The 24,549-nt window shown below is 66.5% G+C and carries 20 protein-coding genes and 3 rRNA genes; 21 read left to right on the top strand and 2 right to left on the bottom strand.

All coding sequences use genetic code 11. The features are described from left to right. The first annotated feature begins 39 nt into the window (after positions 1-39). Positions 40-1,893 carry a dihydroxy-acid dehydratase gene (gene ilvD, locus OG381_RS26410; RefSeq protein ID WP_327718555.1) on the top strand — a complete coding sequence of 618 codons (1,854 nt, stop codon included), beginning with the start codon at positions 40-42 and terminating at the stop codon, positions 1,891-1,893. 52 nt (positions 1,894-1,945) lie between these two features. Here the strand turns inward: ilvD and OG381_RS26415 are convergent, their stop codons facing one another. Continuing rightward, positions 1,946-4,027 carry a serine/threonine-protein kinase gene (locus OG381_RS26415; RefSeq protein WP_327718556.1) on the bottom strand — a complete coding sequence of 694 codons (2,082 nt, stop codon included), beginning with the start codon at positions 4,025-4,027 and terminating at the stop codon, positions 1,946-1,948. Positions 4,028-4,209: 182 nt separating this feature from the next. Between OG381_RS26415 and OG381_RS26420 the strand changes: the two genes are divergently transcribed. The 8 genes from OG381_RS26420 (at position 4,210) to proC (ending at position 9,621) form a co-directional block, all read left to right on the top strand. Continuing rightward, a complete protein-coding gene (locus OG381_RS26420; RefSeq protein WP_327718557.1) occupies positions 4,210-4,542 on the top strand; it encodes an SH3 domain-containing protein in 333 nt (110 codons plus the stop codon). A 28-nt stretch (positions 4,543-4,570) separates the two neighbouring features. Continuing rightward, positions 4,571-4,909 (top strand): hypothetical protein, encoded by a 339-nt coding sequence (locus OG381_RS26425; RefSeq protein WP_327718558.1) that lies wholly within the window; start codon positions 4,571-4,573, stop codon positions 4,907-4,909. A 55-nt stretch (positions 4,910-4,964) separates the two neighbouring features. Next, entirely contained in the window at positions 4,965-5,273 is a 309-nt protein-coding gene (locus OG381_RS26430) for an SH3 domain-containing protein (RefSeq protein WP_327722562.1), read from the top strand. 95 nt (positions 5,274-5,368) lie between these two features. Next, complete coding sequence (locus OG381_RS26435) at positions 5,369-5,875, top strand: EamA/RhaT family transporter (RefSeq protein ID WP_327718559.1); 507 nt, start codon at positions 5,369-5,371, stop codon at positions 5,873-5,875. Between the two features lie 70 nt (positions 5,876-5,945). Further along, positions 5,946-6,707, top strand: a complete 762-nt coding sequence (locus tag OG381_RS26440) for a class I SAM-dependent methyltransferase (protein ID WP_327718560.1) — start codon at positions 5,946-5,948, stop codon at positions 6,705-6,707. Between the two features lie 407 nt (positions 6,708-7,114). Further along, positions 7,115-7,927, top strand: a complete 813-nt coding sequence (locus OG381_RS26445; protein WP_327718561.1) for an ABC transporter ATP-binding protein — start codon at positions 7,115-7,117, stop codon at positions 7,925-7,927. Continuing rightward, positions 7,924-8,712: an ABC transporter permease gene (locus tag OG381_RS26450; protein WP_327718562.1), complete on the top strand. Its 789-nt coding sequence runs from the start codon at positions 7,924-7,926 to the stop codon at positions 8,710-8,712. The genes OG381_RS26445 and OG381_RS26450 overlap by 4 nt, the downstream gene beginning before the upstream one ends. A 99-nt stretch (positions 8,713-8,811) precedes the next feature. Continuing rightward, positions 8,812-9,621 carry a pyrroline-5-carboxylate reductase gene (gene proC, locus OG381_RS26455; RefSeq protein ID WP_327718563.1) on the top strand — a complete coding sequence of 270 codons (810 nt, stop codon included), beginning with the start codon at positions 8,812-8,814 and terminating at the stop codon, positions 9,619-9,621. A gap of 39 nt (positions 9,622-9,660) precedes the next feature. On the opposite strand, the gene trpS is transcribed toward proC, so the two are convergent. Further along, positions 9,661-10,701, bottom strand: coding sequence for a tryptophan--tRNA ligase (gene trpS / locus OG381_RS26460; RefSeq protein ID WP_327718564.1), 1,041 nt, complete (start codon positions 10,699-10,701; stop codon positions 9,661-9,663). A gap of 846 nt (positions 10,702-11,547) precedes the next feature. Here trpS and OG381_RS26465 point away from each other — a divergent pair. From OG381_RS26465 to OG381_RS26520, 12 genes are all read left to right on the top strand, one after another. Beyond that, positions 11,548-13,073: ribosomal RNA gene (locus OG381_RS26465) — 16S ribosomal RNA — on the top strand. A gap of 304 nt (positions 13,074-13,377) precedes the next feature. Continuing rightward, positions 13,378-16,501: ribosomal RNA gene (locus OG381_RS26470) — 23S ribosomal RNA — on the top strand. Between the two features lie 97 nt (positions 16,502-16,598). Beyond that, positions 16,599-16,715 (top strand): 5S ribosomal RNA (rrf, locus tag OG381_RS26475). Together the 16S, 23S and 5S rRNA genes form the textbook arrangement of a ribosomal RNA operon. Before the next feature lie 61 nt (positions 16,716-16,776). Continuing rightward, on the top strand, positions 16,777-17,421 hold the full coding sequence (locus tag OG381_RS26480; protein ID WP_327718565.1) for an HAD family hydrolase: 645 nt from the start codon (positions 16,777-16,779) through the stop codon (positions 17,419-17,421). Positions 17,422-17,502: 81 nt separating this feature from the next. Continuing rightward, positions 17,503-18,195, top strand: coding sequence for a VC0807 family protein (locus tag OG381_RS26485; RefSeq protein ID WP_327718566.1), 693 nt, complete (start codon positions 17,503-17,505; stop codon positions 18,193-18,195). A 90-nt stretch (positions 18,196-18,285) separates the two neighbouring features. Next, a complete protein-coding gene (locus OG381_RS26490; RefSeq protein WP_327718567.1) occupies positions 18,286-19,500 on the top strand; it encodes an MFS transporter in 1,215 nt (404 codons plus the stop codon). Further along, the gene (locus OG381_RS26495) at positions 19,451-20,623 is read left to right on the top strand and encodes an acetoin utilization protein AcuC (RefSeq protein ID WP_327718569.1); all 1,173 of its coding nucleotides are present in this window, start codon (positions 19,451-19,453) and stop codon (positions 20,621-20,623) included. The genes OG381_RS26490 and OG381_RS26495 overlap by 50 nt, the downstream gene beginning before the upstream one ends. 82 nt (positions 20,624-20,705) lie before the next feature. Further along, positions 20,706-21,521 (top strand): phosphatase, encoded by an 816-nt coding sequence (locus OG381_RS26500; protein ID WP_266889242.1) that lies wholly within the window; start codon positions 20,706-20,708, stop codon positions 21,519-21,521. 129 nt (positions 21,522-21,650) lie between these two features. Beyond that, complete coding sequence (locus OG381_RS26505) at positions 21,651-21,863, top strand: helix-turn-helix domain-containing protein (protein WP_004984898.1); 213 nt, start codon at positions 21,651-21,653, stop codon at positions 21,861-21,863. Positions 21,864-22,020: 157 nt separating this feature from the next. Beyond that, on the top strand, positions 22,021-22,119 hold the full coding sequence (locus OG381_RS26510) for a 30S ribosomal protein bS22 (protein WP_003948845.1): 99 nt from the start codon (positions 22,021-22,023) through the stop codon (positions 22,117-22,119). A 258-nt stretch (positions 22,120-22,377) separates the two neighbouring features. After that, a complete protein-coding gene (locus OG381_RS26515; RefSeq protein ID WP_327718570.1) occupies positions 22,378-23,439 on the top strand; it encodes an NAD-dependent epimerase/dehydratase family protein in 1,062 nt (353 codons plus the stop codon). A gap of 14 nt (positions 23,440-23,453) precedes the next feature. Continuing rightward, entirely contained in the window at positions 23,454-24,506 is a 1,053-nt protein-coding gene (locus OG381_RS26520; protein ID WP_307027565.1) for a lysophospholipid acyltransferase family protein, read from the top strand. The last annotated feature ends 43 nt before the right edge of the window (positions 24,507-24,549 follow it).

Consider the following 24,549-nt stretch of genomic DNA (forward strand, 5'->3'; position numbering starts at 1 on the left):
CTCGATATCAGCCCTATCTGTCTGAAGGAGCGATCGACGATGCCCGAGCTGAGGTCCCGCACAGTCACCCACGGCCGCAACATGGCGGGCGCACGCGCCCTTATGCGCGCCTCCGGTGTACCCGGTGCGGACATCGGCCGCAAGCCGATCATCGCGGTCGCCAACAGCTTCACCGAGTTCGTGCCGGGTCACACCCACCTCCAGCCGGTCGGCCGGATCGTCAGCCAGGCGATCGTCGAGGCCGGCGGCATCCCGCGCGAGTTCAACACCATCGCGGTGGACGACGGCATCGCGATGGGCCACGGCGGCATGCTGTACTCCCTGCCCTCCCGCGACCTCATCGCGGACTCGGTCGAGTACATGGTCGAGGCCCACTGCGCGGACGCCCTGATCTGCATCTCCAACTGCGACAAGATCACCCCGGGCATGCTGAACGCGGCCCTGCGTCTGAACATCCCCACGGTCTTCGTCTCCGGCGGCCCGATGGAGTCCGGCCGCGCCACGCTGGTCGACGGCTCGGTCCGCACGCTCGACCTGGTCGACGCGATGTCCGACGCGGTGAACGACAAGATCTCCGATGAGGACATGCTCCGCATCGAGGAGAACGCCTGTCCGACCTGCGGCTCCTGTTCCGGCATGTTCACGGCCAACTCGATGAACTGCCTGACCGAGGCCATCGGCCTCTCGCTCCCGGGCAACGGCTCGACCCTGGCCACGCACACGGCCCGGCGCCGGCTGTACGAGGACGCGGCCCGCACGGTCATGGACATCACCCGCCGCTACTACGAGCAGGACGACGAGACGGTCCTGCCGCGCGCGGTCGCCTCCTTCGCGGCCTTCGAGAACGCCATGGCCCTCGACATCGCCATGGGTGGCTCCACCAACACGATCCTGCACCTGCTGGCGGCGGCCCAGGAAGCGGGCGTCCCCTTCGGCCTGGAGGAGATCAACGACGTCTCCCGTCGGGTCCCGTGCCTGGCGAAGGTGGCCCCGAACGTCGCCAAGAACCGCACGTACTACATGGAGGACGTGCACCGCGCCGGCGGCATCCCCGCCCTGCTGGGCGAACTGCACCGCGCGGGCCTGCTGCGGGAGGACGTCCACTCCGTCCACAGCCCGTCCCTGGCGGACTGGCTGAAGACCTGGGACGTCCGCGGCGGCTCCCCCTCGCCCGAGGCGCTGGAACTCTGGCACGCGGCCCCGGGCTGCGTCCGGTCCGCCGAGGCCTTCTCCCAGTCGGAGCGCTGGGACACCCTGGACGAGGACGCGGAGGGCGGCTGCATCCGCAGCGCCGAGCACGCGTACTCCAAGGACGGCGGCCTGGCCGTCCTCAAGGGCAACCTGGCCGTCGACGGCTGCGTCGTGAAGACGGCCGGCGTCGACGAGTCCATCTGGACCTTCGAGGGCCCGGCGGTCGTCTGCGAGTCCCAGGAAGAGGCCGTCCAGAAGATCCTGACCCAGCAGGTCAAGGAGGGCGACGTCGTCGTCATCCGCTACGAGGGCCCCAAGGGCGGCCCCGGCATGCAGGAGATGCTCTACCCGACCTCGTACCTCAAGGGCCGCGGTCTCGGAAAGCTCTGCGCCCTGGTCACCGACGGCCGCTTCTCCGGCGGCACCTCCGGACTGTCGATCGGCCACGCGTCCCCCGAGGCGGCGGCCGGCGGCACGATCGCCCTCGTCGAGGAAGGCGACCGCATCCGCATCGACATCCCGAACCGCACCATCGAACTCCTCGTCGACGAGGCCGAACTGGCCCGCCGTGACGCGGCGCTGGGCGGCGTGTACGCCCCGAAGAACCGCGAGCGCAAGGTCTCCGCGGCACTGCGGGCCTACGCGGCGATGGCCACCAGCGCGGACAAGGGCGCCGTCCGCGACGTTTCCAAGCTGGGCTGATCCACAGGGTTCTACCGCGAGGGCCGTCTCTTCGGAGACGGCCCTTTCGGTGTCACCAGTCCGCGGGGTTGCGGGCGTCCACGGAGAAGACGGTGCCGTCGGGGGCGGAGGCGTAGATGTGGGTGTGGGCGGGGATGGGTTCGGGCAGTGCACCCGAGACCTGGGCCGAACCCGGGCCCACCCGCGCAGGGGTCTGCCCGAGCAGTTTGCCGTCACGGACGTCCACGGCGAGGAGGCGGCCGTCAGGGGCGGTCACGTACACGTGGTTCCCATCGGCGAGCGGCGCCGATCCCCGTGCCAGGCCCGTCTCCAGACTCCAGGTCTGCTTGCGCGCCTTCATGTCGACGGCCACCAACGACCCACCGGCGCCCATGAGGTAGACCCTGTCACCGTTCACGGTGCCATGAGCCTGCTGGAGCACGGCGGGCAACGCCACCCGCTCCGAGGCCCCGTTGGCGGGCGTGTAGCGGATCACGGCCTCGGCATCGCCGTAGACCGCGTCGAGGGCAAGCAAATAGACCGATCCCCCAGCAGCGCCAAGGAGTTTCAGCGTCCCGTCCAGGTGTGTGTCCCACCGGACATCACCCGTGTCGGGGTCCACCGCGCTCACCCGGGTACGCGATCGGTCGTCGGACGTGCTCGTCGCGTACGCGGACCGGTCTCCCGCGAACGAGACGAAGTACGGGGCCTTGTGCCCCGGTATCCGGCCGCTCCACTTCCGGTCGCCCGAAGCGCCGTCCAGGCCGGTGACCGTTCCGTCGGCGCCGGTGAGGAGAACCATGCCTCCGGCGCACACCAGCCCGCTGTACGAGGCCTTCCGCTGCCAACGTGTCGTGCCTGACGTGGGGTCGAGCGCGTCCAGGCGTCCGCTGCGCTGCGGTGTGGGCTGTACGAGGCCGCCCGACACGAGCGGCGGGCCGCTCTGCGGCGTGGACGTGGAACGCCGCCACAGAACGCGACCGTCGGCCGGGTCGAGAGCGAAGACCATTTCGCCCTGTGCGCAGAGCAACTTCCCTTCCCCGTAGGAACACTTGGGGGTGCCTTTCGCGGGAGCCGCCACGGCCCAGTCCTCGAACCCGGCCGACTCGGTCTGTGCCGGACTGCTCCTCGGCGTCGCACGTTTGTCGTCGAGCAGATGCACGCAGGCCAGTGTGACGACCACGGCGAGGCCGACCACCCCGGCTCCGAAAGCCGCCGCCCTGCCGGAACGCCTTTTGGGCGGCCGCCCGGGCTCCTTGCCGCGGGGCTCCGGCTCGGAGACGTCACCTGTCCGCTGCGCCGGTATGAACGCCTGCGTGTCGTACGAGGCCGCGACCGACCGCAGCTCCCGCATCAACTCATCGGGTGTTGGCCGATCTTCGGGCTCTTTGGCAAGACACCGCACGATGAGCGGGGCGAGATTCTCCGGTACGCCGGTCAGGTCGGGCTCGTCGTGGACGACCTGATACGCGACGACGTACGGGCTGTCCGAGTCGAACGGCCCCCGCCCCGTGGCCGCGTGCACCAGCACGGAACCCAGCGCGAAGATGTCGGCGGCCGGCCCGACCTCCCGCGGCCTGCGGAACTGCTCGGGGGCCATGAACGGCGGCGTGCCGATCAACTTCCCCGTCTCGGTGCGCAGTTCGCTGTCCTTTGGCCGGGAAATGCCGAAGTCGATGACCTTCGGCCCGTCCTCGGCGAGCAGCACATTGCTCGGCTTGAGGTCCCGGTGCACCACGCCGACCCGGTGAATGTCGCGCAGCGCCTCGGCCAGTCCGGCCATGAGGCGGCGCAACTGGGCAGGTTTCATCGGCCCGTTCCGCTTCACTTCCTGGGCGAGCGTCGGCCCGGGAATGAACAGCGTGGCCATCCAGGGCCGTTCAGCATCCGGATCGGCATCGACGACGGGTGCGGTAAAGGCACCGCTCACCCGCCGAGCCGCGGCGACCTCCTGCCGGAACCGCCCCCTGAACTCAGGGTCCTTGGCGAATTCGGTGTGTACGACCTTCACCGCCAGCGTCATTCCGGAGCCGCTCTGTGCGCGATGCACGACGCCCATTCCGCCGGAACCGAGGCGGGACTCCAGACGGTAGTGGCCGGCGTACTCCGGAAGTTCCGCTTCCGCGCCCGCTCCGGTGTTGTGCTGCGGCGCCATGGAACCACCCCCGTGCTGTTCGTCCGCGCGCGCGACGCACGGAGCCTAGTCGATGACTCGTGCGAGACAGAGGCGGCTTGCTAGCGTTCGTGTGCGAGTTGCGCACGCCTGTTTCGCGGCGTGTTCGAGGGGAATCAACGGGGTCCCACGACAACTGTGGGGCTCAACGGGGGAGTGTTTTCATGTCTGTTGAACGTGTCGAAGAGGTCGAGAGCGAAGACGAGACGAAGTCCGTCACCGCCACGGCGGCCACGTCCGCCGCTCTGCGCTACTACTCGGTCGCCCCGGGCTATCGCGTGAACGTCCGTAGCGGTCCGGGCACCGGCTACACCATCGTCCGTGTCCTGGCCGAGGGGGCCAAGGTCCCGATCTGGTGCCAGGCGCCGGGTACGAACATCGCGGGCCCGTACGGGACGTCGAACATCTGGGACAACATCGACGACGGCGAGTACGTCTCGGACGCGTACGTGAACACCGGCAGCGACGGCTACATCCGCCCGCGCTGCTCCCTCTGACCTCACCACCCATACCCGGGGGAACCTCATGACGTCATTGAGACGCCGCTCCGTCCTGCTCGCCGGCCTCAGCGGCGCCTTCATCACGGTGGGCGCCGCCACCGGCGAGGCCGCGACCTTGCGCTATTACGAGGTAGCGCCGGGCTATCGCGTCAACGTCCGCAGCGGCCCGAGTACCTCCTACCGTGTCATCCGTGTGCTCGCCGAAGGCGCGAAGGTCCCGATCTGGTGCCAGACGCCGGGGGAGACGATCACCGGCCCCTATGGCACGTCGAACATCTGGGACAACATCGACGACGGCCAGTACGTCTCGGACGCCTACGTCCACACCGGCAGCGACGGTTACGTCGCCTCCCGCTGCGCCTGACTTCACCTTTCACCCCCAAGGAACCCCCATGCCATCCCTCAAGCGCAGATCCGTCATGCTCGCCGGCCTCACCGGCGCCCTCCTCATGGTCGGCGCCGCACACGCCGAGGCCGCGGTCCGCTACTACGACACAGCCCCGGGCTACCGCCTGAACGTCCGCAGCGGTCCGGGCACCGGCTACACCATCATCCGCGTCCTGGCCGAGGGCGCCAAGGTCCCGATCTACTGCCAGAGGCCGGGCGAGACGGTGACGGGCCCGTACGGCACGTCGAACATCTGGGACAACGTCGACAACGGCGAGTACGTCTCGGACACGTACGTGCACACCGGCAGCGACGGCTACGTAGCGGCCCGCTGCTCCTGACCCCTGACGTCCACGTGACCCGGCGCCGCCCGGGTTCGTGACCAGCGCAGTGCACCCCCTCGGAGCCCGCGGCCACCCGGAGCCATAATCGACGCGTGAGCGACGACAACGGCACCCAGGAAACCCCCGCGGGCTCCGCACCCGCCCCCCGCCCCGAACCCATCCGCTTCTTCGGCACGACCTGGGTCGACCACGACAACGGCTACCCGGCCCGCCGCATCGGCGCCGCCGCCGGCTCCCTCGCCGCCGCCGTCGGCTCCTGCCTCGTGCTCCGCTTCGCCTTCCAGGGCCTCCAGATCGCGGACATCGGCAGCTTCGTCACCCTCCTCATGGTCGTGATGTTCGCGATCTGCAGCGCCCTCGCCTTCCGCCACACCTGGGAGGGCTTCACCAAGCGCGCGGACCCCGACCGCCAGGCCTCCCTCCGTGGCCTGCTGGCCATCGGCTTCGTCGGCTCCCTCCTCGCCTACTTCGTCCGCTCCCTCTTCGAGGCCCCGGGCGAGAAGCTCCACCGCGAGGAGTACGACACCGCCCGCAAGCGGTACGAGAAGCGCGCAACCCGCCGCACCGGCAACCCCTCGAAGAAGCGCCGCCGCTCCTAGCCGGAAGCCGGACCCCGCTTCACACCGAAAAAACACCGCCCCCTTCGCCGAACCCGGCCACCATGGCCGTATGACGGCTCCCTCGCACACCGCCCGCGCCCACTCCTTCAACGCGGCCGCAGCCCAGTACGCGGCGAACCGCCCCTCCTACCCGCCCGCCCTCTTCGACGCCGTCGAGGACCTCGCCGGCCGCCCCCTCACCGGCTCCCGCGTCGTGGACGTCGGCGCCGGAACCGGCATCGCGACCGCCCTCCTGCACGCCCGCGGCGCCGACGTGCTCGCGGTCGAACCCGGCGACGGAATGGCCGCCCAGTTCCGCCGGACCCACCCCGACATCCCGATCGTGCGCGGCAACGGCAACACCCTGCCCCTCGCCGACGACTCCGCCGACTTCCTCACCTACGCCCAGGCCTGGCACTGGACCGACCCGAACCGCGCGATCCCGGAGGCCGTCCGCGTCCTGCGCCCGGGCGGCGCGCTCGCCCTGTGGTGGAACACCGACGCCCTCGACGTGCCCTGGCTCGCCGAGGCCGCCGAACGCATCGGACGCCACTTCGAGGTGAACATCCACGAGGAGAAGCGCAACGTCAACGCCCGTGCCGTCGACCCCGCCGAGCGCCTCGACTTCACCCGCCGCGAGGTCCGCTGGAGCCGCCGCATCCCCGTCGACACCCACATCGCCAACATCGCCAGCCACTCGACCTTCCTGGTGGGCGACGAGGAGGAGAGCGCCGCCTTCCTCGCCGAGGAGCGCGCCCACCTGATGCGGGCCTTCCCGGACGGCATCGTCGAAGAGGTTTACGACGTCATCCTGCTGCTCGCCACGGCCTGAGCCGCACCGAGCCCTGCCGAGGGCCGGCTCACGCCCTCGCCCTCCCACTCGCCGCCCCCGCCCGGCCCCGCCCGGCCCCGCCCGGCGGCCCATCCCTCCAGGGCCGCCGCGCACGCATGGTCCAGATCCCGCAGCCCGCCCAGTTCCAGCCGCACCTCCCGGTGGGGAGATGCGAGGGCGCAGTACCGGGGGAGAGCGCGGCCAACCTGAGCGCGTGGGGCATATGGCCGCGCACTGAAATCCATCGCCGAGAACGGGAGTTGATCGCGCAGCCGCTTCCCGGAGCCGTCAGAGGGATCCCGGAGCACGCGAACCGGACCACGCGCTTCCGATCACGCCGCCGCGCGCCCCGGTCGCCGAACGGCATGGCTTGACTGAGCTCGTCCACGAGGAGCAGTATTCATCACATGATGAATTACTCCTCCGGCCCACCCGACACCGGCACACAGACCACCGAGAGCCCCGCCGTCCGAGCCGAAGGCCTCACCGTCGTCCGCGGCCCCCGCACCGTCCTGCGCGGCCTCGACTTCACCGTCCCGCGCGGCCAGATCACCGGACTGCTCGGCCCCTCCGGATGCGGCAAATCCACCCTCATGCGCTCCATCGTCGGCACCCAGGCCAAGGCCACCGGCACCCTCGACGTCCTCGGCCACCCCGCCGGCCACCCCACCCTGCGCACCCGCATCGGCTACGTCACCCAAGCCCCCTCCGTCTACGACGACCTGACCGTCCGCCAGAACCTCGACTACTTCGCCGCGATCCTCGCCCCCGGCCACGCCGCCGCCGACCGCCGCCACTCCGACGTCACCCGCGTCATCGAGGACGTCGACCTCACCAGCCACGCCGACGCCCTCGCAGGAAACCTCTCCGGCGGCCAGCGCAGCCGCGTCTCACTCGGCGTGGCACTCCTCGGCACACCGGAACTACTGGTCCTGGACGAACCCACCGTCGGCCTCGACCCCGTCCTCCGACGCGACCTGTGGAACCTCTTCCACGACATCGCCACCCAGCGCGGAGCGACCCTGCTCATCTCCTCCCACGTCATGGACGAGGCCGAGCGCTGCCACCGCCTCCTCCTCATGCGCGAAGGCGAGATCCTCGCCGACGACGCCCCGGACGCCCTGCGCACCCGCACCGGCGCCGAGACCGTAGAAGCCGCATTCCTGCACCTCGTCGACGAGGCCGTGGCAGCCGGACAGAAGAAGGAGACGACCCGATGAGCACGACGACCGCCACCACGACCGTCACCCCGGCCCCCACCAGCGCCCTCAGCGTCTCCCGCACCCTCGCCACCGCAGCCCGGGTACTGCGCCAGCTCCGCCACGACCCCCGCACCATCGCGCTGATGATCCTGATCCCCTGCGTGATGCTGTTCCTGCTGCGCTACGTCTTCGACGGCAGCCCGCGCACCTTCGACAGCATCGGCGCCTCCCTCCTCGGGATCTTCCCGCTGATCACGATGTTCCTGGTCACCTCCATCGCCACCCTGCGCGAACGCACCTCCGGCACCCTCGAACGCCTCCTCGCCATGCCCTTGGGCAAAGGCGACCTCATCGCCGGCTACGCCCTCGCCTTCGGCACCCTCGCGATCATCCAGTCCGCCCTCGCCACCGGCCTCGCCGTCTGGTTCCTCGGCCTGGACGTCACCGGCAGCCCGTGGCTGCTCCTCTTGGTCGCCCTGCTCGACGCACTCCTCGGCACCGCACTCGGCCTCTTCGTCTCGGCCTTCGCCGCCTCCGAATTCCAGGCCGTCCAGTTCATGCCGGCCGTGATCTTCCCCCAGCTCCTCCTCTGCGGCCTGTTCACCCCCCGCGACAACATGCACCCGGTCCTGGAGACCATCTCCGACGTCCTCCCGATGTCGTACGCCGTCGACGGCATGAACGAGGTCCTCAAGCACACCGACATGACCGCCGCCTTCGTCCGCGACGCCCTGATCGTGGCCGGCTGCGCGCTGCTCGTCCTCGCCCTGGGAGCGGCGACTCTGCGGCGCCGCACCGCATAGCCGGCGCACGTCCCGCCAACCGGACAGCCGAGCCGCACACCCACCCCCGGTGCGAGGATGAACCCCGGACGACGCAACCCCCGGAGGGCACCCGCAGCCATGACCCAGAAAGTCGCAGTCCTCGGCACCGGCAAGATCGGCGAAGCCCTGCTCAGCGGAATGATCCGAGGCGGCTGGGCCCCGGCCGACCTCCTGGTCACAGCCCGCCGCCAGGAACGGGCCGAAGAGCTCCGCGCGCGCTACGGAGTCAACCCGGTCACCAACGCCGAGGCCGCCAAGACCGCCGACACCCTGATCCTTACGGTCAAGCCGCAGGACATGGGCACTCTTCTGGACGAACTCGCCCCCCACGTCCCCGCCGGCCGCCTGATCATCAGCGGCGCGGCAGGCATCCCCACCTCCTTCTTCGAGGAGCGCCTCACGGCGGGCACCCCGGTCGTCCGCGTCATGACGAACACCCCCGCCCTGGTCGACGAGGCCATGTCCGTCATCTCCGCCGGCACCCACGCCACCGCCGAGCACCTCGCCCACGCCGAGGAGATCTTCGGCGCCGTCGGCAAGACGCTCCGCGTCCCCGAGTCCCAGCAGGACGCCTGCACCGCCCTCTCCGGCTCCGGCCCGGCGTACTTCTTCTACCTGGTCGAAGCCATGACGGACGCCGGCATCCTGCTCGGCCTGCCCCGCGACAAGGCCCACGACCTCATCGTCCAGTCCGCGATCGGCGCCGCCACGATGCTCCGCGACAGCGGCGAACACCCTGTCAAGCTCCGCGAGAACGTCACGTCCCCCGCGGGCACCACGATCAACGCCATCCGCGAACTCGAGAACCACGGCGTACGAGCCGCCCTCATCGCCGCCCTCGAAGCCGCCCGCGACCGCAGCCGCGAACTGGCCTCGGGCAACAACTGAAGCCGCGCGGCCCCCGGCAAGGGGGCCGCACGCCACCCCTCACCCCGCGGCGGCCGCGCCCATCACGGTCTCCGAGATATCAGCGGCCGCCGGCAGCAACCCGATCGCCCGATACGCCGCGTCGACGGTCGGCCGGGCCATCGCCCGAGCCTTCTGCGCCCCATCCCGCAGCACCCTCTCCACATAGCCAGGATCCGCGCACAACTCCTTGTGCCTCTCCTGCACGGGCCTGAGGACCTCGACCACGGCCTCCGCGGTGTCCTTCTTCAAGGCGCCGTACGACTCATATACACCGCTCAGCGCCTCCGGGTTCCCACCCGTGCACGCCGCGAGGATCTCCAGCAGATTGGCGAGACCCGGCCGAGCCGCCCGGTCGTAGACGACGTCCCGCCCGCTGTCGGTCACGGCCCGCATGATCTTCTTACGCATCACGTCCGGCTCGTCGAGCAGATAGACGATCCCGGGTCCGGTGTCATCGCTCTTCCCCATCTTCGAGAGCGGCTCCTGCAGGTTCATCACCCGCGCGGCCACCTTCGGAGGCGTGGCCCGGGGCACCACGAACGTGTGCCCGTACCGCTGGTTGAACCGCACCGCGACGTCCCGCGCCAGCTCCACATGCTGAGCCTGGTCATCGCCCACCGGGACCTCGTCGGTCCCGTACGCCAGGATGTCCGCCGCCATCAGCACGGGATACGTCAGCAGCGACAGCCGCACACTCCCGCCCCGCTCCCGCTCACGCGCGGCCTTCTCCTTGTACTGGATCATCCGCCGCATCTCGCCGTCCGTGGCCACGCACTCCAGCAGATACGACAGTCGCGCGTGCTCATCCACATGACTCTGTACGAACACGGTGCACAGCTGCGGATCCAGCCCTGTCGCCAACAGCAACGTCGCCGCCTGCCTACTGAGCCGCCGCACCCGCGCCGGATCGTGCTCCACGGTCAACGCGTGCAGATCGACGACACAGAACAGGGCGTCTGCCTGGTGCTGATCGACGGCTGCCCACCGCCGCATGGCGCCCAGGTAGTTCCCCAGCGTCAGATGCCCGGTCGGCTTGACCCCACTGAAGACTCGCGTCATCTCTTCTCCACCTCCTGGTCGAGACCGCCGTCCCCGACGGCCGGCCCTCAGAAGCTCTGGAGGGAGATACGAGAACGGCCGCCGAAGCGGCGGCCGTTGAGTGCATACGTAGGTCCGGCCGCCGTCAGGCGGCCCACCACTGCTGGGTGTACGTACGACGCGTCGTCATGCGGACCAGAGTACGCCGCCAAGGGCCCGTCCGGACGTGAGTTGACACTCCCCGCGCCGATCCGTACTGTTCTCCGAGTTGTCCGACGTGAGCGCCGACTCCGGTCGGTCCCCGGACAGCCATTCCGCAGGTACCAACCTCTAGTCGACCGCAGTCGATCCGGCCGCTGTCTTTCTATTGGCATGCGTATTTGCGAAATGAGGAATCCGCGTTCGAAAGGACGCAGCCCCGATTAGCGCGGGGCCACGGATTCCGCTAAAGTCTCACTCGTCGGAACGGCCCAACAGCCGGGAAGGCAAACCCCCTCTGACTGGGAGTCAGGCCCGAAAGGATCTGATAGAGTCGGAACCGCCGGAAAGGGAAACGCGAAAGCGGAAACCTGGAAAGCACCGAGGAAATCGGAACTGGAAACGGTCTGATAGAGTCGGAAACGCAAGACCGAAGGGAAAAGCCCGGAGGAAAGCCCGAGAGGGTGAGTACAAAGGAAGCGTCCGTTCCTTGAGAACTCAACAGCGTGCCAAAAATCAACGCCAGATTAGTTGATACCCCGTCTCCGGCCGTCATGGTCGTAGATGAGGTTCCTTTGAAGAAAAACACAGCGAGGACGCTGTGAACCATCGGCTTATTCCGCCGGTGGTTCCGCTCTCGTGATGTGTGCACCCGATTACGGGTAAACATTCACGGAGAGTTTGATCCTGGCTCAGGACGAACGCTGGCGGCGTGCTTAACACATGCAAGTCGAACGATGAACCACTTCGGTGGAGATTAGTGGCGAACGGGTGAGTAACACGTGGGCAATCTGCCCTTCACTCTGGGACAAGCCCTGGAAACGGGGTCTAATACCGGATACCACTACCGCAGGCATCTGTGGTGGTTGAAAGCTCCGGCGGTGAAGGATGAGCCCGCGGCCTATCAGCTTGTTGGTGAGGTAATGGCTCACCAAGGCGACGACGGGTAGCCGGCCTGAGAGGGCGACCGGCCACACTGGGACTGAGACACGGCCCAGACTCCTACGGGAGGCAGCAGTGGGGAATATTGCACAATGGGCGAAAGCCTGATGCAGCGACGCCGCGTGAGGGATGACGGCCTTCGGGTTGTAAACCTCTTTCAGCAGGGAAGAAGCGAAAGTGACGGTACCTGCAGAAGAAGCGCCGGCTAACTACGTGCCAGCAGCCGCGGTAATACGTAGGGCGCAAGCGTTGTCCGGAATTATTGGGCGTAAAGAGCTCGTAGGCGGCTTGTCACGTCGGGTGTGAAAGCCCGGGGCTTAACCCCGGGTCTGCATTCGATACGGGCTAGCTAGAGTGTGGTAGGGGAGATCGGAATTCCTGGTGTAGCGGTGAAATGCGCAGATATCAGGAGGAACACCGGTGGCGAAGGCGGATCTCTGGGCCATTACTGACGCTGAGGAGCGAAAGCGTGGGGAGCGAACAGGATTAGATACCCTGGTAGTCCACGCCGTAAACGGTGGGAACTAGGTGTTGGCGACATTCCACGTCGTCGGTGCCGCAGCTAACGCATTAAGTTCCCCGCCTGGGGAGTACGGCCGCAAGGCTAAAACTCAAAGGAATTGACGGGGGCCCGCACAAGCAGCGGAGCATGTGGCTTAATTCGACGCAACGCGAAGAACCTTACCAAGGCTTGACATACGCCGGAAAGCATCAGAGATGGTGCCCCCCTTGTGGTCGGTGTACAGGTGGTGCATGGCTGTCGTCAGCTCGTGTCGTGAGATGTTGGGTTAAGTCCCGCAACGAGCGCAACCCTTGTCCTGTGTTGCCAGCATGCCCTTCGGGGTGATGGGGACTCACAGGAGACCGCCGGGGTCAACTCGGAGGAAGGTGGGGACGACGTCAAGTCATCATGCCCCTTATGTCTTGGGCTGCACACGTGCTACAATGGCAGGTACAATGAGCTGCGATACCGTGAGGTGGAGCGAATCTCAAAAAGCCTGTCTCAGTTCGGATTGGGGTCTGCAACTCGACCCCATGAAGTCGGAGTTGCTAGTAATCGCAGATCAGCATTGCTGCGGTGAATACGTTCCCGGGCCTTGTACACACCGCCCGTCACGTCACGAAAGTCGGTAACACCCGAAGCCGGTGGCCCAACCCCTTGTGGGAGGGAGCTGTCGAAGGTGGGACTGGCGATTGGGACGAAGTCGTAACAAGGTAGCCGTACCGGAAGGTGCGGCTGGATCACCTCCTTTCTAAGGAGCATCTAGGCCGCCAAGCTTGCTTGGTGGTCCAGGACCAGTACATCGGCGAATGTCCGATGCTGGTTGCTCAAGGGTGGAACGTTGATTATTCGGCACTCTCAGTCATCTCGGGCTGCAAGTACTGCTCTTCGGAGCGTGGAAAGCTGATCAGAGTGGTGAGGGTGTCGGGCACGCTGTTGGGTGTCTGAGGGAATGAACCCCCTCGACGCCGGCCCCAGTGAACTCGGAGTGAAGCTCCGGGGTGATGGGTGGCTGGTCGTTGTTTGAGAACTGCACAGTGGACGCGAGCATCTGTGGCCAAGTTTTTAAGGGCGCACGGTGGATGCCTTGGCACCAGGAACCGATGAAGGACGTGGGAGGCCACGATAGTCCCCGGGGAGCCGTCAACCAGGCTTTGATCCGGGGGTTTCCGAATGGGGAAACCCGGCAGTCGTCATGGGCTGTCACCCATACCTGAACACATAGGGTATGTGGAGGGAACGCGGGGAAGTGAAACATCTCAGTACCCGCAGGAAGAGAAAACAACCGTGATTCCGGGAGTAGTGGCGAGCGAAACCGGATGAGGCCAAACCTACGACGTGTGAGACCCGGCAGGGGTTGCGTCGTGGGGGTTGTGGGATCTCTCTTTCACAGTCTGCCGGCTGTGAGACGAGTCAGAAACCGTATGGATAGGCGAAGGACATGCGAAAGGTCCGGCGTAGAGGGTAAGACCCCCGTAGCTGAAATCTGTACGGCTCGTTTGAGAGACACCCAAGTAGCACGGGGCCCGAGAAATCCCGTGTGAATCTGGCGGGACCACCCGCTAAGCCTAAATATTCCCTGGTGACCGATAGCGGATAGTACCGTGAGGGAATGGTGAAAAGTACCGCGGGAGCGGAGTGAAATAGTACCTGAAACCGTGTGCCTACAAGCCGTGGGAGCGTCGCTGTATGTGCTTGCACATACAGTCGTGACTGCGTGCCTTTTGAAGAATGAGCCTGCGAGTTTGCGGTGTGTTGCGAGGTTAACCCGTGTGGGGAAGCCGTAGCGAAAGCGAGTCCGAATAGGGCGACATAGTAGCGCGCTCAAGACCCGAAGCGGAGTGATCTAGCCATGGGCAGGTTGAAGCGGAGGTAAGACTTCGTGGAGGACCGAACCCACCAGGGTTGAAAACCTGGGGGATGACCTGTGGTTAGGGGTGAAAGGCCAATCAAACTCCGTGATAGCTGGTTCTCCCCGAAATGCATTTAGGTGCAGCGTCGTGTGTTTCTTGCCGGAGGTAGAGCACTGGATAGGCGATGGGCCCTACCGGGTTACTGACCTTAGCCAAACTCCGAATGCCGGTAAGTGAGAGCACGGCAGTGAGACTGTGGGGGATAAGCTCCATGGTCGAGAGGGAAACAGCCCAGAGCATCGACTAAGGCCCCTAAGCGTACGCTAAGTGGGAAAGGATGTGGAGTCGCACAGACAACCAGGAGGTTGGCTTAGAAGCAGCCACCCTTGAAAGAGTGCGTAATAGCTCACTGGTCTAGTGATTCCGCGCCGACAATGTAGCGGGGCTCAAGCGTACCGCCGAAGTCGTGTCATTTCAGCATGAGGGCCAACGCCCGCTGGGATGGGTAGGGGAGCGTCGTGTGCCGGGTGAAGCCGCAGCGGAAGCTAGTGGTGGACGGTTCACGAGTGAGAATGCAGGCATGAGTAGCGATACACACGTGAGAAACGTGTGCGCCGATTGACTAAGGGTTCCTGGGTCAAGCTGATCTGCCCAGGGTAAGTCGGGACCTAAGGCGAGGCCGACAGGCGTAGTCGATGGATAACCGGTTGATATTCCGGTACCCGCTGTGAAGCGTCAAACATCGAACCCATTAATGCTAAGGCCGTGAAGCCGTTCCGGACCCTTCGGGGAATGGAAAGTGGTGGAGCCGCCGAACCACGGTGGTAGTAGGTGAGTGATGGGGTGACGCAGGAAGGTAGTCCATCCCGGGCGGTGGTTGTCCCGGGGTAAGGGTGTAGGCCGAGTGGTAGGTAAATCCGCCGCTCATTAAGGCTGAGACCTGATGCCGAGCCGATTGTGGTGAAGTGGATGATCCTATGCTGTCGAGAAAAGCCTCTAGCGAGTTTCATGGCGGCCCGTACCCTAAACCGACTCAGGTGGTCAGGTAGAGAATACCGAGGCGTTCGGGTGAACTATGGTTAAGGAACTCGGCAAAATGCCCCCGTAACTTCGGGAGAAGGGGGGCCATCACTGGTGATCCGATTTACTCGGTGAGCTGGGGGTGGCCGCAGAGACCAGCGAGAAGCGACTGTTTACTAAAAACACAGGTCCGTGCGAAGCCGTAAGGCGATGTATACGGACTGACGCCTGCCCGGTGCTGGAACGTTAAGGGGACCGGTTAGTCAAGATTCGTCTTGGCGAAGCTGAGAACTTAAGCGCCAGTAAACGGCGGTGGTAACTATAACCATCCTAAGGTAGCGAAATTCCTTGTCGGGTAAGTTCCGACCTGCACGAATGGCGTAACGACTTCTCGACTGTCTCAACCATAGGCCCGGTGAAATTGCACTACGAGTAAAGATGCTCGTTTCGCGCAGCAGGACGGAAAGACCCCGGGACCTTTACTACAGTTTGATATTGGTGTTCGGTTCGGCTTGTGTAGGATAGCTGGGAGACTGTGAACTCTGGACGCCAGTTCAGGGGGAGTCGTCGTTGAAATACCAGTCTGGTCGTGCTGGATGTCTAACCTGGGTCCGTGATCCGGATCAGGGACAGTGTCTGATGGGTAGTTTAACTGGGGCGGTTGCCTCCTAAAGAGTAACGGAGGCGCCCAAAGGTTCCCTCAGCCTGGTTGGCAATCAGGTGTTGAGTGTAAGTGCACAAGGGAGCTTGACTGTGAGACCGACGGGTCGAGCAGGGACGAAAGTCGGGACTAGTGATCCGGCGGTGGCTTGTGGAAGCGCCGTCGCTCAACGGATAAAAGGTACCCCGGGGATAACAGGCTGATCTTCCCCAAGAGTCCATATCGACGGGATGGTTTGGCACCTCGATGTCGGCTCGTCGCATCCTGGGGCTGGAGTCGGTCCCAAGGGTTGGGCTGTTCGCCCATTAAAGCGGTACGCGAGCTGGGTTTAGAACGTCGTGAGACAGTTCGGTCCCTATCCGCTGCGCGCGCAGGAATATTGAGAAGGGCTGTCCCTAGTACGAGAGGACCGGGACGGACGAACCTCTGGTGTGCCAGTTGTTCTGCCAAGGGCATGGCTGGTTGGCTACGTTCGGGAGGGATAACCGCTGAAAGCATCTAAGCGGGAAGCCTGCTTCGAGATGAGTATTCCCACCCCCTTTGAGGGGTTAAGGCTCCCAGTAGACGACTGGGTTGATAGGCCGGATCTGGAAGCACGGTAACGTGCGGAGGTGACCGGTACTAATAGGCCGAGGGCTTGTCCTCAGTTGCTCGCGTCCACTGTGTTGGTTCTGAAACCACGAACAGCCCCATACCCAAAATTTCGGGTGTGGTGCGGCATTGTTCGACAGTTTCATAGTGTTTCGGTGGTCATAGCGTGAGGGAAACGCCCGGTTACATTCCGAACCCGGAAGCTAAGCCTTACAGCGCCGATGGTACTGCAGGGGGGACCCTGTGGGAGAGTAGGACACCGCCGAACAAATTTTAGAAAAGGCCCACGCCATCAGGCGTGGGCCTTTTTTGCGTTTAGGGTAAATGGCATGCGCTATGACCTGGTTATCTTCGACAACGACGGCGTTCTCGTCGACAGTGAGCCGATCTCCAACCGGCTGCTGGCCGGCTACCTCACCGAGCTCGGGCATCCGACGTCGTACGAGGACTCCATCCGTGACTACATGGGATCCGCGATGCATCGGATCCATGACCTGATCGAGGAGCGGACCGGGGAGCGGTTGCCCGAGGACTTCGACGATGTCTTTCACGGGCGGGTGTTCGCCGCGTTCGAGCGGGAGCTGAAGCCTGTGGCCGGTGCTGTGGGTGTGCTGGAGAAGCTGGCCGCCGATGGGGTGGCGTACTGCGTGGCGTCGTCCGGGAGCCATGAGCGGATTCGGGTGGGGCACCGGACGACCGGCCTGGACCGGTGGTTCGAGGAGGGGCGGATCTTCAGTTCGCAGGATGTGGGGCGGGGCAAGCCGGCGCCCGATCTGTTTCTGTACGCCGCCGAGCGGATGGGCGTCGCGCCGGAGCGGTGTGTGGTGGTCGAGGACAGTCCGTTGGGGGTGCGGGCGGCGGTCGCGGCCGGGATGGACGTGTACGGGTTCACCGCGATGACGCCTGCCGACCGGCTCGCTGGTGCCACTCAACTCTTCTCCGACATGGGGGAGTTGGCGGACCTGCTGGTCTGATCCGAAGGCTGACATTTGTCATGCGGAGCTCCGGACGATCGTTTCTACTGGGGGACCCCGGTCGGGCGGGAAGCTGAGGGCATGACGAAGACGAGCAAGCAGAACACCTTCGGCCCGCTGATCGTGGACGTGGCGGTGCCTGTCGGGTCGTACTACCTCTTCAAGGACGCCTTCGGGATGAGCACCTTCGCGGCGCTTGCCTGGAGCAGTGCGGTGCCGGCCGGGCGGACCGTGTGGAGTGTGGCGAGGGAGCGGACGGTCAATGGGCTGGCAGCTCTCATCCTCGTCGTGAACGCCGTGTCGCTGCTGCTCGGTCTGCTCTCCGGGGACCCGCGGCTGATGCTCGCCAAGGACAGCGGGGTCAGCAGCATCATCGGGGTCGGGATTCTGGTCTCCGTGGCGCTGGGCCGGCCGATGATGACGGCGGGGCTCAAGCCCTTCCTGGTGCGGGGGGACTCGGCCAGGGAGGCCGCCTGGCGGCGGCTGGCCGACGGGACCGCGGAGGGCTCCGGTGCCTTTCTTCGGGCCGAGCAGGTGTTCTCGGTGGTGTGGGGCGTCGTCCTGCTGGCGGAGTGTGTGGCGCGGGTCGTCGGGGCGTACACCCTGCCCGTGGACACCATGGTGTGGCTCGGGTCCGTCATCCTGGCCGGTTCGATGACGCTGGCCTTCGTGGTGAGCCGGGTGGTCGCCGCGGAGCCCATGGCGCACCTGCTCATCGCCGAGGTGAAGGTCGCCGAGGAGGCCGTGAAGGCGGACGTCGCGGTCGCCGCCTGAGGCTTGGAGAGTCCTCCTGAACAAAGCTGAGTCAAATTCATCTTTGGCTGGATCTACCCACGGGTAGCCCGGGGCCCTACGCTCGCCGCCATGACAGATGTGCTGCGGCGCGGTAGGGCCTCGTTGGCGTTCAGCTTTTTCGCCCAAGGGGTGGCCTTTGCCCTGTTGGTGACCCGGATTCCCGCGATCCAGGACCGGTACGGGGTCTCCGACGCGTTGCTGCCGGCCTTCCTGGCCGCCGTGCCCATCCTCGCCGGGGTGGGGAGTGTGTCGACCGAGAAGCTGGTGAAGCGAATACCGCCCAGTCGGCTGCTGCGCTGGGCCCAGCCCGTCGTCCTGCTGGCGCTGCTCGGGGTCGGGGCGGGTGACTCGACGGTCGAGCTGGGGATCGCGCTCGGCGCGTTCGGGCTCGCGGTAGGGATGCTGGACGCGTCCATGAACATGCTCGGGGTCAGTCTGCAGCGGGCGTACGGGCGGAGCATCATGCTCAGCTTCCACGCGGTGTTCAGTCTGGGCGGGATGGTGGGGGCGTCGCTGGCGTGGGTGGGGGCGCACTGGGATCTCGCGCTGTTCGTGTCGTATCTGCCGGTCGTGGTGGTGCTGCTGCCGGCCGCGCTCGCGGGGAGCCGGTGGTACGTCGACGGGGGCTCCGAGCCGGTGGAGGACAAGGCCGGTGGTGAGGGCGGGACCGTCGCGTTCAAGCTGCTGCTGCCGCTGTGTCTGGTGATGACCTTCGCGTACATCGGGGACTCGACCGTCTCCAACTGGAGTGCGAAGTACCTCGATGACGTGCTGGGCAGCAGTGAGCAGATGGCGACCGTGCCGTACAACGTCTACATGGTCACCACCTTGATCGGGCGGGGTCTCGGGGACCTCGGGGTGCGGCGGTTCGGGGCCGTGGCGGTGGTGCGGGCGGGGGCCGTGGTGGCCGCGCTCGGGTTCGCGGTGGTGGCCTCGGCGCCCGGGGCGTGGGTGGGGATGCTGGGATTCACCTTGCTGGGGCTGGGGTTGTGTGTGCTGGTGCCGCAGACCTTCGCGGCCGCCGGGCGGTTGTTCCCGGGGGCTTCCGACGCGGCGGTCGCTCGGCTCAATGTCTTCAACTATGTCGGGTTTTTGATCGGTTCGCCCTTGGTGGGGGCGTTGGGCGATGCGTGGAGTTATCGCGGGGCGATGCTTGTGCCGATGGTGTTGGTGCTGGTGACGCTTGTGTACGCCCGGTCGTTCGCCCCTCAACCGGACCGATACGGTGGCGGGCATGAGCGGCCGCGCACAGCTGATGTGGGACGAGGCAGTAACGGGCTATGACTTCGGTCCGGACCATCCGATGGATCCGGTCCGGTTGGCTCTGACCCGTGGGCTGGTGAGCGCCTTCGGGCTGGACCGGGAGGTGGACGTCGTATCGGCGAAGCCTGCCGGGGAGTCGACGTTGCGGCTGGTGCACCGGGAGGACTACATCGAGGCCGTGAAGGCGGCGTCGGTGGAGCCCGGGGCGGCTGATGGGGCCTATGGGCTGGGAACCATGGACGATCCGGCCTTCGCGGGGATGCACGAGGTGTCCGCCCTGATCGCCGGGCAGTCGGTGGGCGCTGCCGAGGCGGTGTGGCGCGGGGACGCGCTGCATGCGGTGAACTTCGCGGGCGGGTTGCATCATGCGATGCCGGGGGGCGCGTCGGGGTTCTGTATCTACAACGACGCGTCGCTGGCGATCGCGCGGCTGTTGGAACTGGGGGCCGAGCGGGTCGCCTACATCGATGTCGACGTGCATCACGGGGACGGGGTGCAGGCGGCGTTCTGGGAGGATCCGCGGGTTCTGACGATCTCCTTGCACGAGCATCCTCGGACCCTGTTTCCGCAGACCGGCTGGCCGGAGGAGACGGGGGCGGACTCGGCGGAGGGCAGTGCGGTGAATGTCGCGCTGCCGGCGGGGACCGGGGACGCGGGGTGGCTGCGGGCGTTTCACGCGGTCGTGCCGGAGCTGGTCGCCGATTTCCGGCCGCAGGTGCTGGTGACCCAGCACGGGGCCGATACGCACTTCGAGGATCCGCTGGCCCATCTCGCCGTTTCGCTGGATGCGCAGCGGGCTGTGCAGGTGGCGTGTCACGACCTGGCGCACGAGCACGCCGACGGGCGGTGGGTGGCGCTGGGCGGCGGCGGGTACGCGGTGGTCGATGTGGTGCCGCGGTCCTGGACGCACCTGGTGGGGATCGCCGCGGGGCGGGCCGTGGAGCCGGAGAGTGTGATCCCGGAGAGCTGGCGGCAGGAAGTGTTCGCGCGGACCCGGCAGTTGGCGCCCATGCGGATGACCGACGGGCGCTGGCCGGTGAGTTGGGCCGACTGGGAGGCGGGGTACGACCCCGCGGACCGGTTGGACCAGGCGGTGCTGGCCGCTCGGCGGGCCGTGTTTCCGCTGCGGGGGCTGCTCGCGTAGGGCGGAGGCCTCGTTACGCCAACTGTGCGGTGTTTCTTCGTTCCCCTCCCGTGTCCCGCTTCCGTCCGCCACCATCACTCCCGTGTTGAGCACCGGCGCACTGCGCGCCCATTTGTTGGCTGCTCGTCTGGCGGGACCGGTGGCCACCTCCCGGGAGGAGAGCCTGCGGAGTTATCGGCTTTTCGCCGCTCGTGACCCAAGAGTGCTGATCGGGATCGATCCCGAGTGGACTTGGGGACAGCGGGATTTGATCGGATTGATGGCCGATAAATGTGGGGTTTCTGGCGATCCGAGGCAGACGCAAGGCCATGATGTGATCGACCCTGAGCGGACTCTGGTCGCTCTGGATGCCTTCGCCGAGCGGATCGGGGCAGTTGCCCAGCGTGGCGGCACCGTGCTCCTCGGGACCGGGCATCCGCACCGACTGCTCGGGTTCTACGCCGCCTTGGCGGACGCCTTGTCGGCGGCGGGGTGTACCGTCCTCACCCCTGCGCATGGTCGCTGTGTCGACATAACGACCCGGTTCGGTCTACGCACGTACAACCTTGACTACGTACGGGGAGTCGCGTTCGTGCGAGAACCGGGGGTGCCGAGCTCCGGTCGTGCGACCGGCGCACACACGCACTCACCCCTCCCGGTTCGGACCGTCCTGGCCGCCGCCGCGGACGAGGGCGGCGTGCTCCCCGAGCTGGTCATCGGGGACCACGGGTGGGTCTGCGGGGCAGGTCAGCTGGGGTTTGAGGCCATTGGGCTGGCCGATACCGATGACCCCGCGCTCTTCGTGGGGGAGGCCGAGGGGGTCGTGTCCGTCGTCGTTCCACTTGATGACGCTGTGCGGTCTGATTACTACCGACCGCTTACCCGCTACGTACTCAATCGAGCGTGTCTGTCACAGTAGGCCGCCGATGGGTGCACCTCTTCCCCACTCGCATCACCCGCCCCTACATTGGGGAGTGAGCACGCAACGACGAAGAGTCACCGGAAGGGGAAGCCGGTGACCGTCGAGTGCGGAAGGTTCAGGTGTGTCATGGCTGCAGCAGGCGAGAGGCCTCTGAACGAGGTTCAGTTCCTTACCGTGGCGGAAGTCGCCTCGGTGATGCGAGTGTCGAAGATGACCGTGTACCGGTTGGTGCACAGCGGTCATCTGCCCGCGATTCGGGTGGGGCGGTCCTTCCGCGTCCCCGAGCAAGCGGTTCACGAGTACCTTCGCGAGAGCTATGTGGGGGTGGAAACCGCCTGATGGCTGTGGGGCGGGGGGATCCTCAGGGCATGACAGGGGTCCCCCTTCCCCCCCTCGATTACGAGCTCAGCGCTCAGGCGGGTAGGCTAGCCCCTCGTAGGTCGTATGGGCCCATGGCGCCCAAACGCCGAGTGATGAGAAGTGAGCGAGGGTAGTCGTGGGCTCTGTTATCAAGAAGCGGCGCAAGCGGATGGCTAAGAAGAAGCACCGCAAGCTGCTCAAGCGCACGCGCGTTCAGCGTCGTAACAAGAAGTAAGGCGACGCCGCGCAAGCAGCGTGATTTGTGGCCCCCCACCACACCCGGTGGGGGGCCACACGCATACCCGGAATCGGATGCCGGGCGCTGTGCGTACGTCTGACACCGACTGGCTCGGTCTCGTCGTACGACTGTGGAAGTCGTCACTTCGTGCATTGGGCGGTCATCACAGCGCAACATCGACCCGCTAGGTTGGCCGCACACGGGGAACACGGCAGGGTACGCGGGGGACGAGTGCTGGAAGAGAGGCGCTGAATCTTGGGCAAGGTCGTGCTCGTGACCGGGGTGGCCCGTCAGCTGGGGGGCCGGTTCGTACGACGGATCCAGCGTGACCCGCAGGTGGACCGGGTGATCGCCGTCGACGCCGTGCCGCCGGAACACCACCTGGGCGGCGCCGATTTCATCCAGGCCGACATCCGGCAGTCCACCATCGCGCGGGTGCTCGCGGAGACGGGCGCCGACACGGTCGTACACCTGGACGTGACGGCCATGGCGCTGGGCAGTGGCAGCCGGACCACGGTCAAGGAGACCAACGTCATCGGCACCATGCAGCTCCTCGGTGCCTGCCAGAAGTCGCCGACGGTCAAAAGGCTCGTCGTCAAATCCAGTACCAATGTCTATGGGTCCGCGCCTCGCGATCCCGCCGTCTTCACCGAGACGACTCCTCCCAAGTCGCTGCCCAGCGGCGGCTTCGCCAAGGACACCGTCGAGGTCGAGGGGTATGTGCGGGGGTTCGCGCGGCGGCGGCCCGATGTGGCCGTGTGTGTGCTGCGGTTCGCCAACATCCTGGGGCCCAGCGCCGACACGCCCCTCGCCTCGTACTTCTCGCTGCCCGTGCTGCCCACCGTTCTCGGGTACGACCCGCGGCTGCAGTTCGTGCACGAGGACGATGTGATCGAGGTGTTGCGCATCGCCTCGCACGAGCCGCGGCGGGGCACGCTCAACAGCGGGACGTTCAACATCGCCGGTGACGGGGTGCTGCTGCTGTCGCAGTGCGCGCGCAGGCTGGGGCGGCCCACCGTGCCGTTGCTGCTGCCGGCGGTCACCTGGGCCGGATCGCTGGTGCGTACGCTCGGGATGACGGACTTCTCGCCCGAGCAGATCCGGCTGCTCACGCACGGCCGGGTCGTGTCGACGGACCAGATGCGCGAGACGCTCGGATTCCAGCCGAAGTACACGACGGCGGAGACGTTCGCGGACTTCGCGCGCGGCCGCGGACCCGGACTGGTGCCGCCGGAGGCCGTCGCGGGGGCCGTCGACCGGATCGCCGCGCTGCCTGTCCTGGGCGGCGGCCACCCCACGACGCAGAGCGCCAACTGAGGAGCGCATCAACGATGGCGGACGCCAAGGTCATTCCGTTCGACGACGACCGGTCCCGCGGGGCTGCCGTACAGCGGCCGTCGCGGCGCCGGAGCGCGGGGAGCAGGCGCAAGGGGGCCGAGCCCGCGGTGGTCCGAGAGGTCCAGCCCCTGCCCAGCGAGGCGCCGGGGCAGGATGATGTCCCTGTGACGCGTGAGGAACAGCCGCCGCAGCAGGCGCAGAACGACGGCGGTATCGAGCGGCGGATCGCGGGCGGGCTCTCCTTCCTGCGGCGCCGGCTCACCGGTGACTACGACGTCGATGACTTCGGTTACGACGAGGAGCTGACCGACCAGGTCCTGATGTCCTTGCTGCGGCCGGTGTACGAGAAGTACTTCCGGGTCGAGGTGAAGGGCATCGAGAACATCCCGGCGGAGGGTGGCGCGCTGATCGTCGCCAACCACTCCGGGACGCTCCCGCTGGACGGTCTGATGATGCAGGTCGCCGTCCACGACAACCATCCCGCGGGCCGGCATCTCCGGTTGCTCGCCGCGGACCTGGTCTTCATGCTGCCGGTGGTCAACGAGCTCGCCCGCAAGCTCGGCCACACCCTGGCCTGCGCGGAGGACGCCCAGCGGCTGCTCGGTCAGGGTGAGTTGGTCGGAGTGATGCCGGAGGGCTTCAAGGGCATCGGCAAGCCCTTCAGCGAGCGGTACAAGCTCCAGCGCTTCGGCCGCGGCGGCTTCGTCTCCACGGCGCTGCGCAACGGGGCACCGATCATCCCGTGCTCGATCGTCGGCGCGGAGGAGATCTATCCGATGATCGGCAACGCGAAGACCCTGGCCCGCCTGCTCGGCTTCCCGTACTTCCCGATCACGCCGACCTTCCCGTGGCTGGGCCCGCTGGGCGGAATCCCGCTGCCGACCAAGTGGACGATCCAGTTCGGCGAGCCGATCCTCACGGACGGCTATCCGCCGGAGGCGGCCGAGGACCCGATGTTGATGTTCAATCTGACGGACCAGGTCAGAGAGCAGATCCAGCACACGCTCTACAAGTTGCTGGTGCAGCGGCGGTCGGTCTTCTTCTAGGGGTACGACGGTGGGGGCGCCCTTCGGGAGAAGGGCGCCCCCA

The sequence above is a fragment of the Streptomyces sp. NBC_00490 genome, assembly GCF_036013645.1.
Lineage (GTDB): Bacteria > Actinomycetota > Actinomycetes > Streptomycetales > Streptomycetaceae > Streptomyces > Streptomyces canus_F.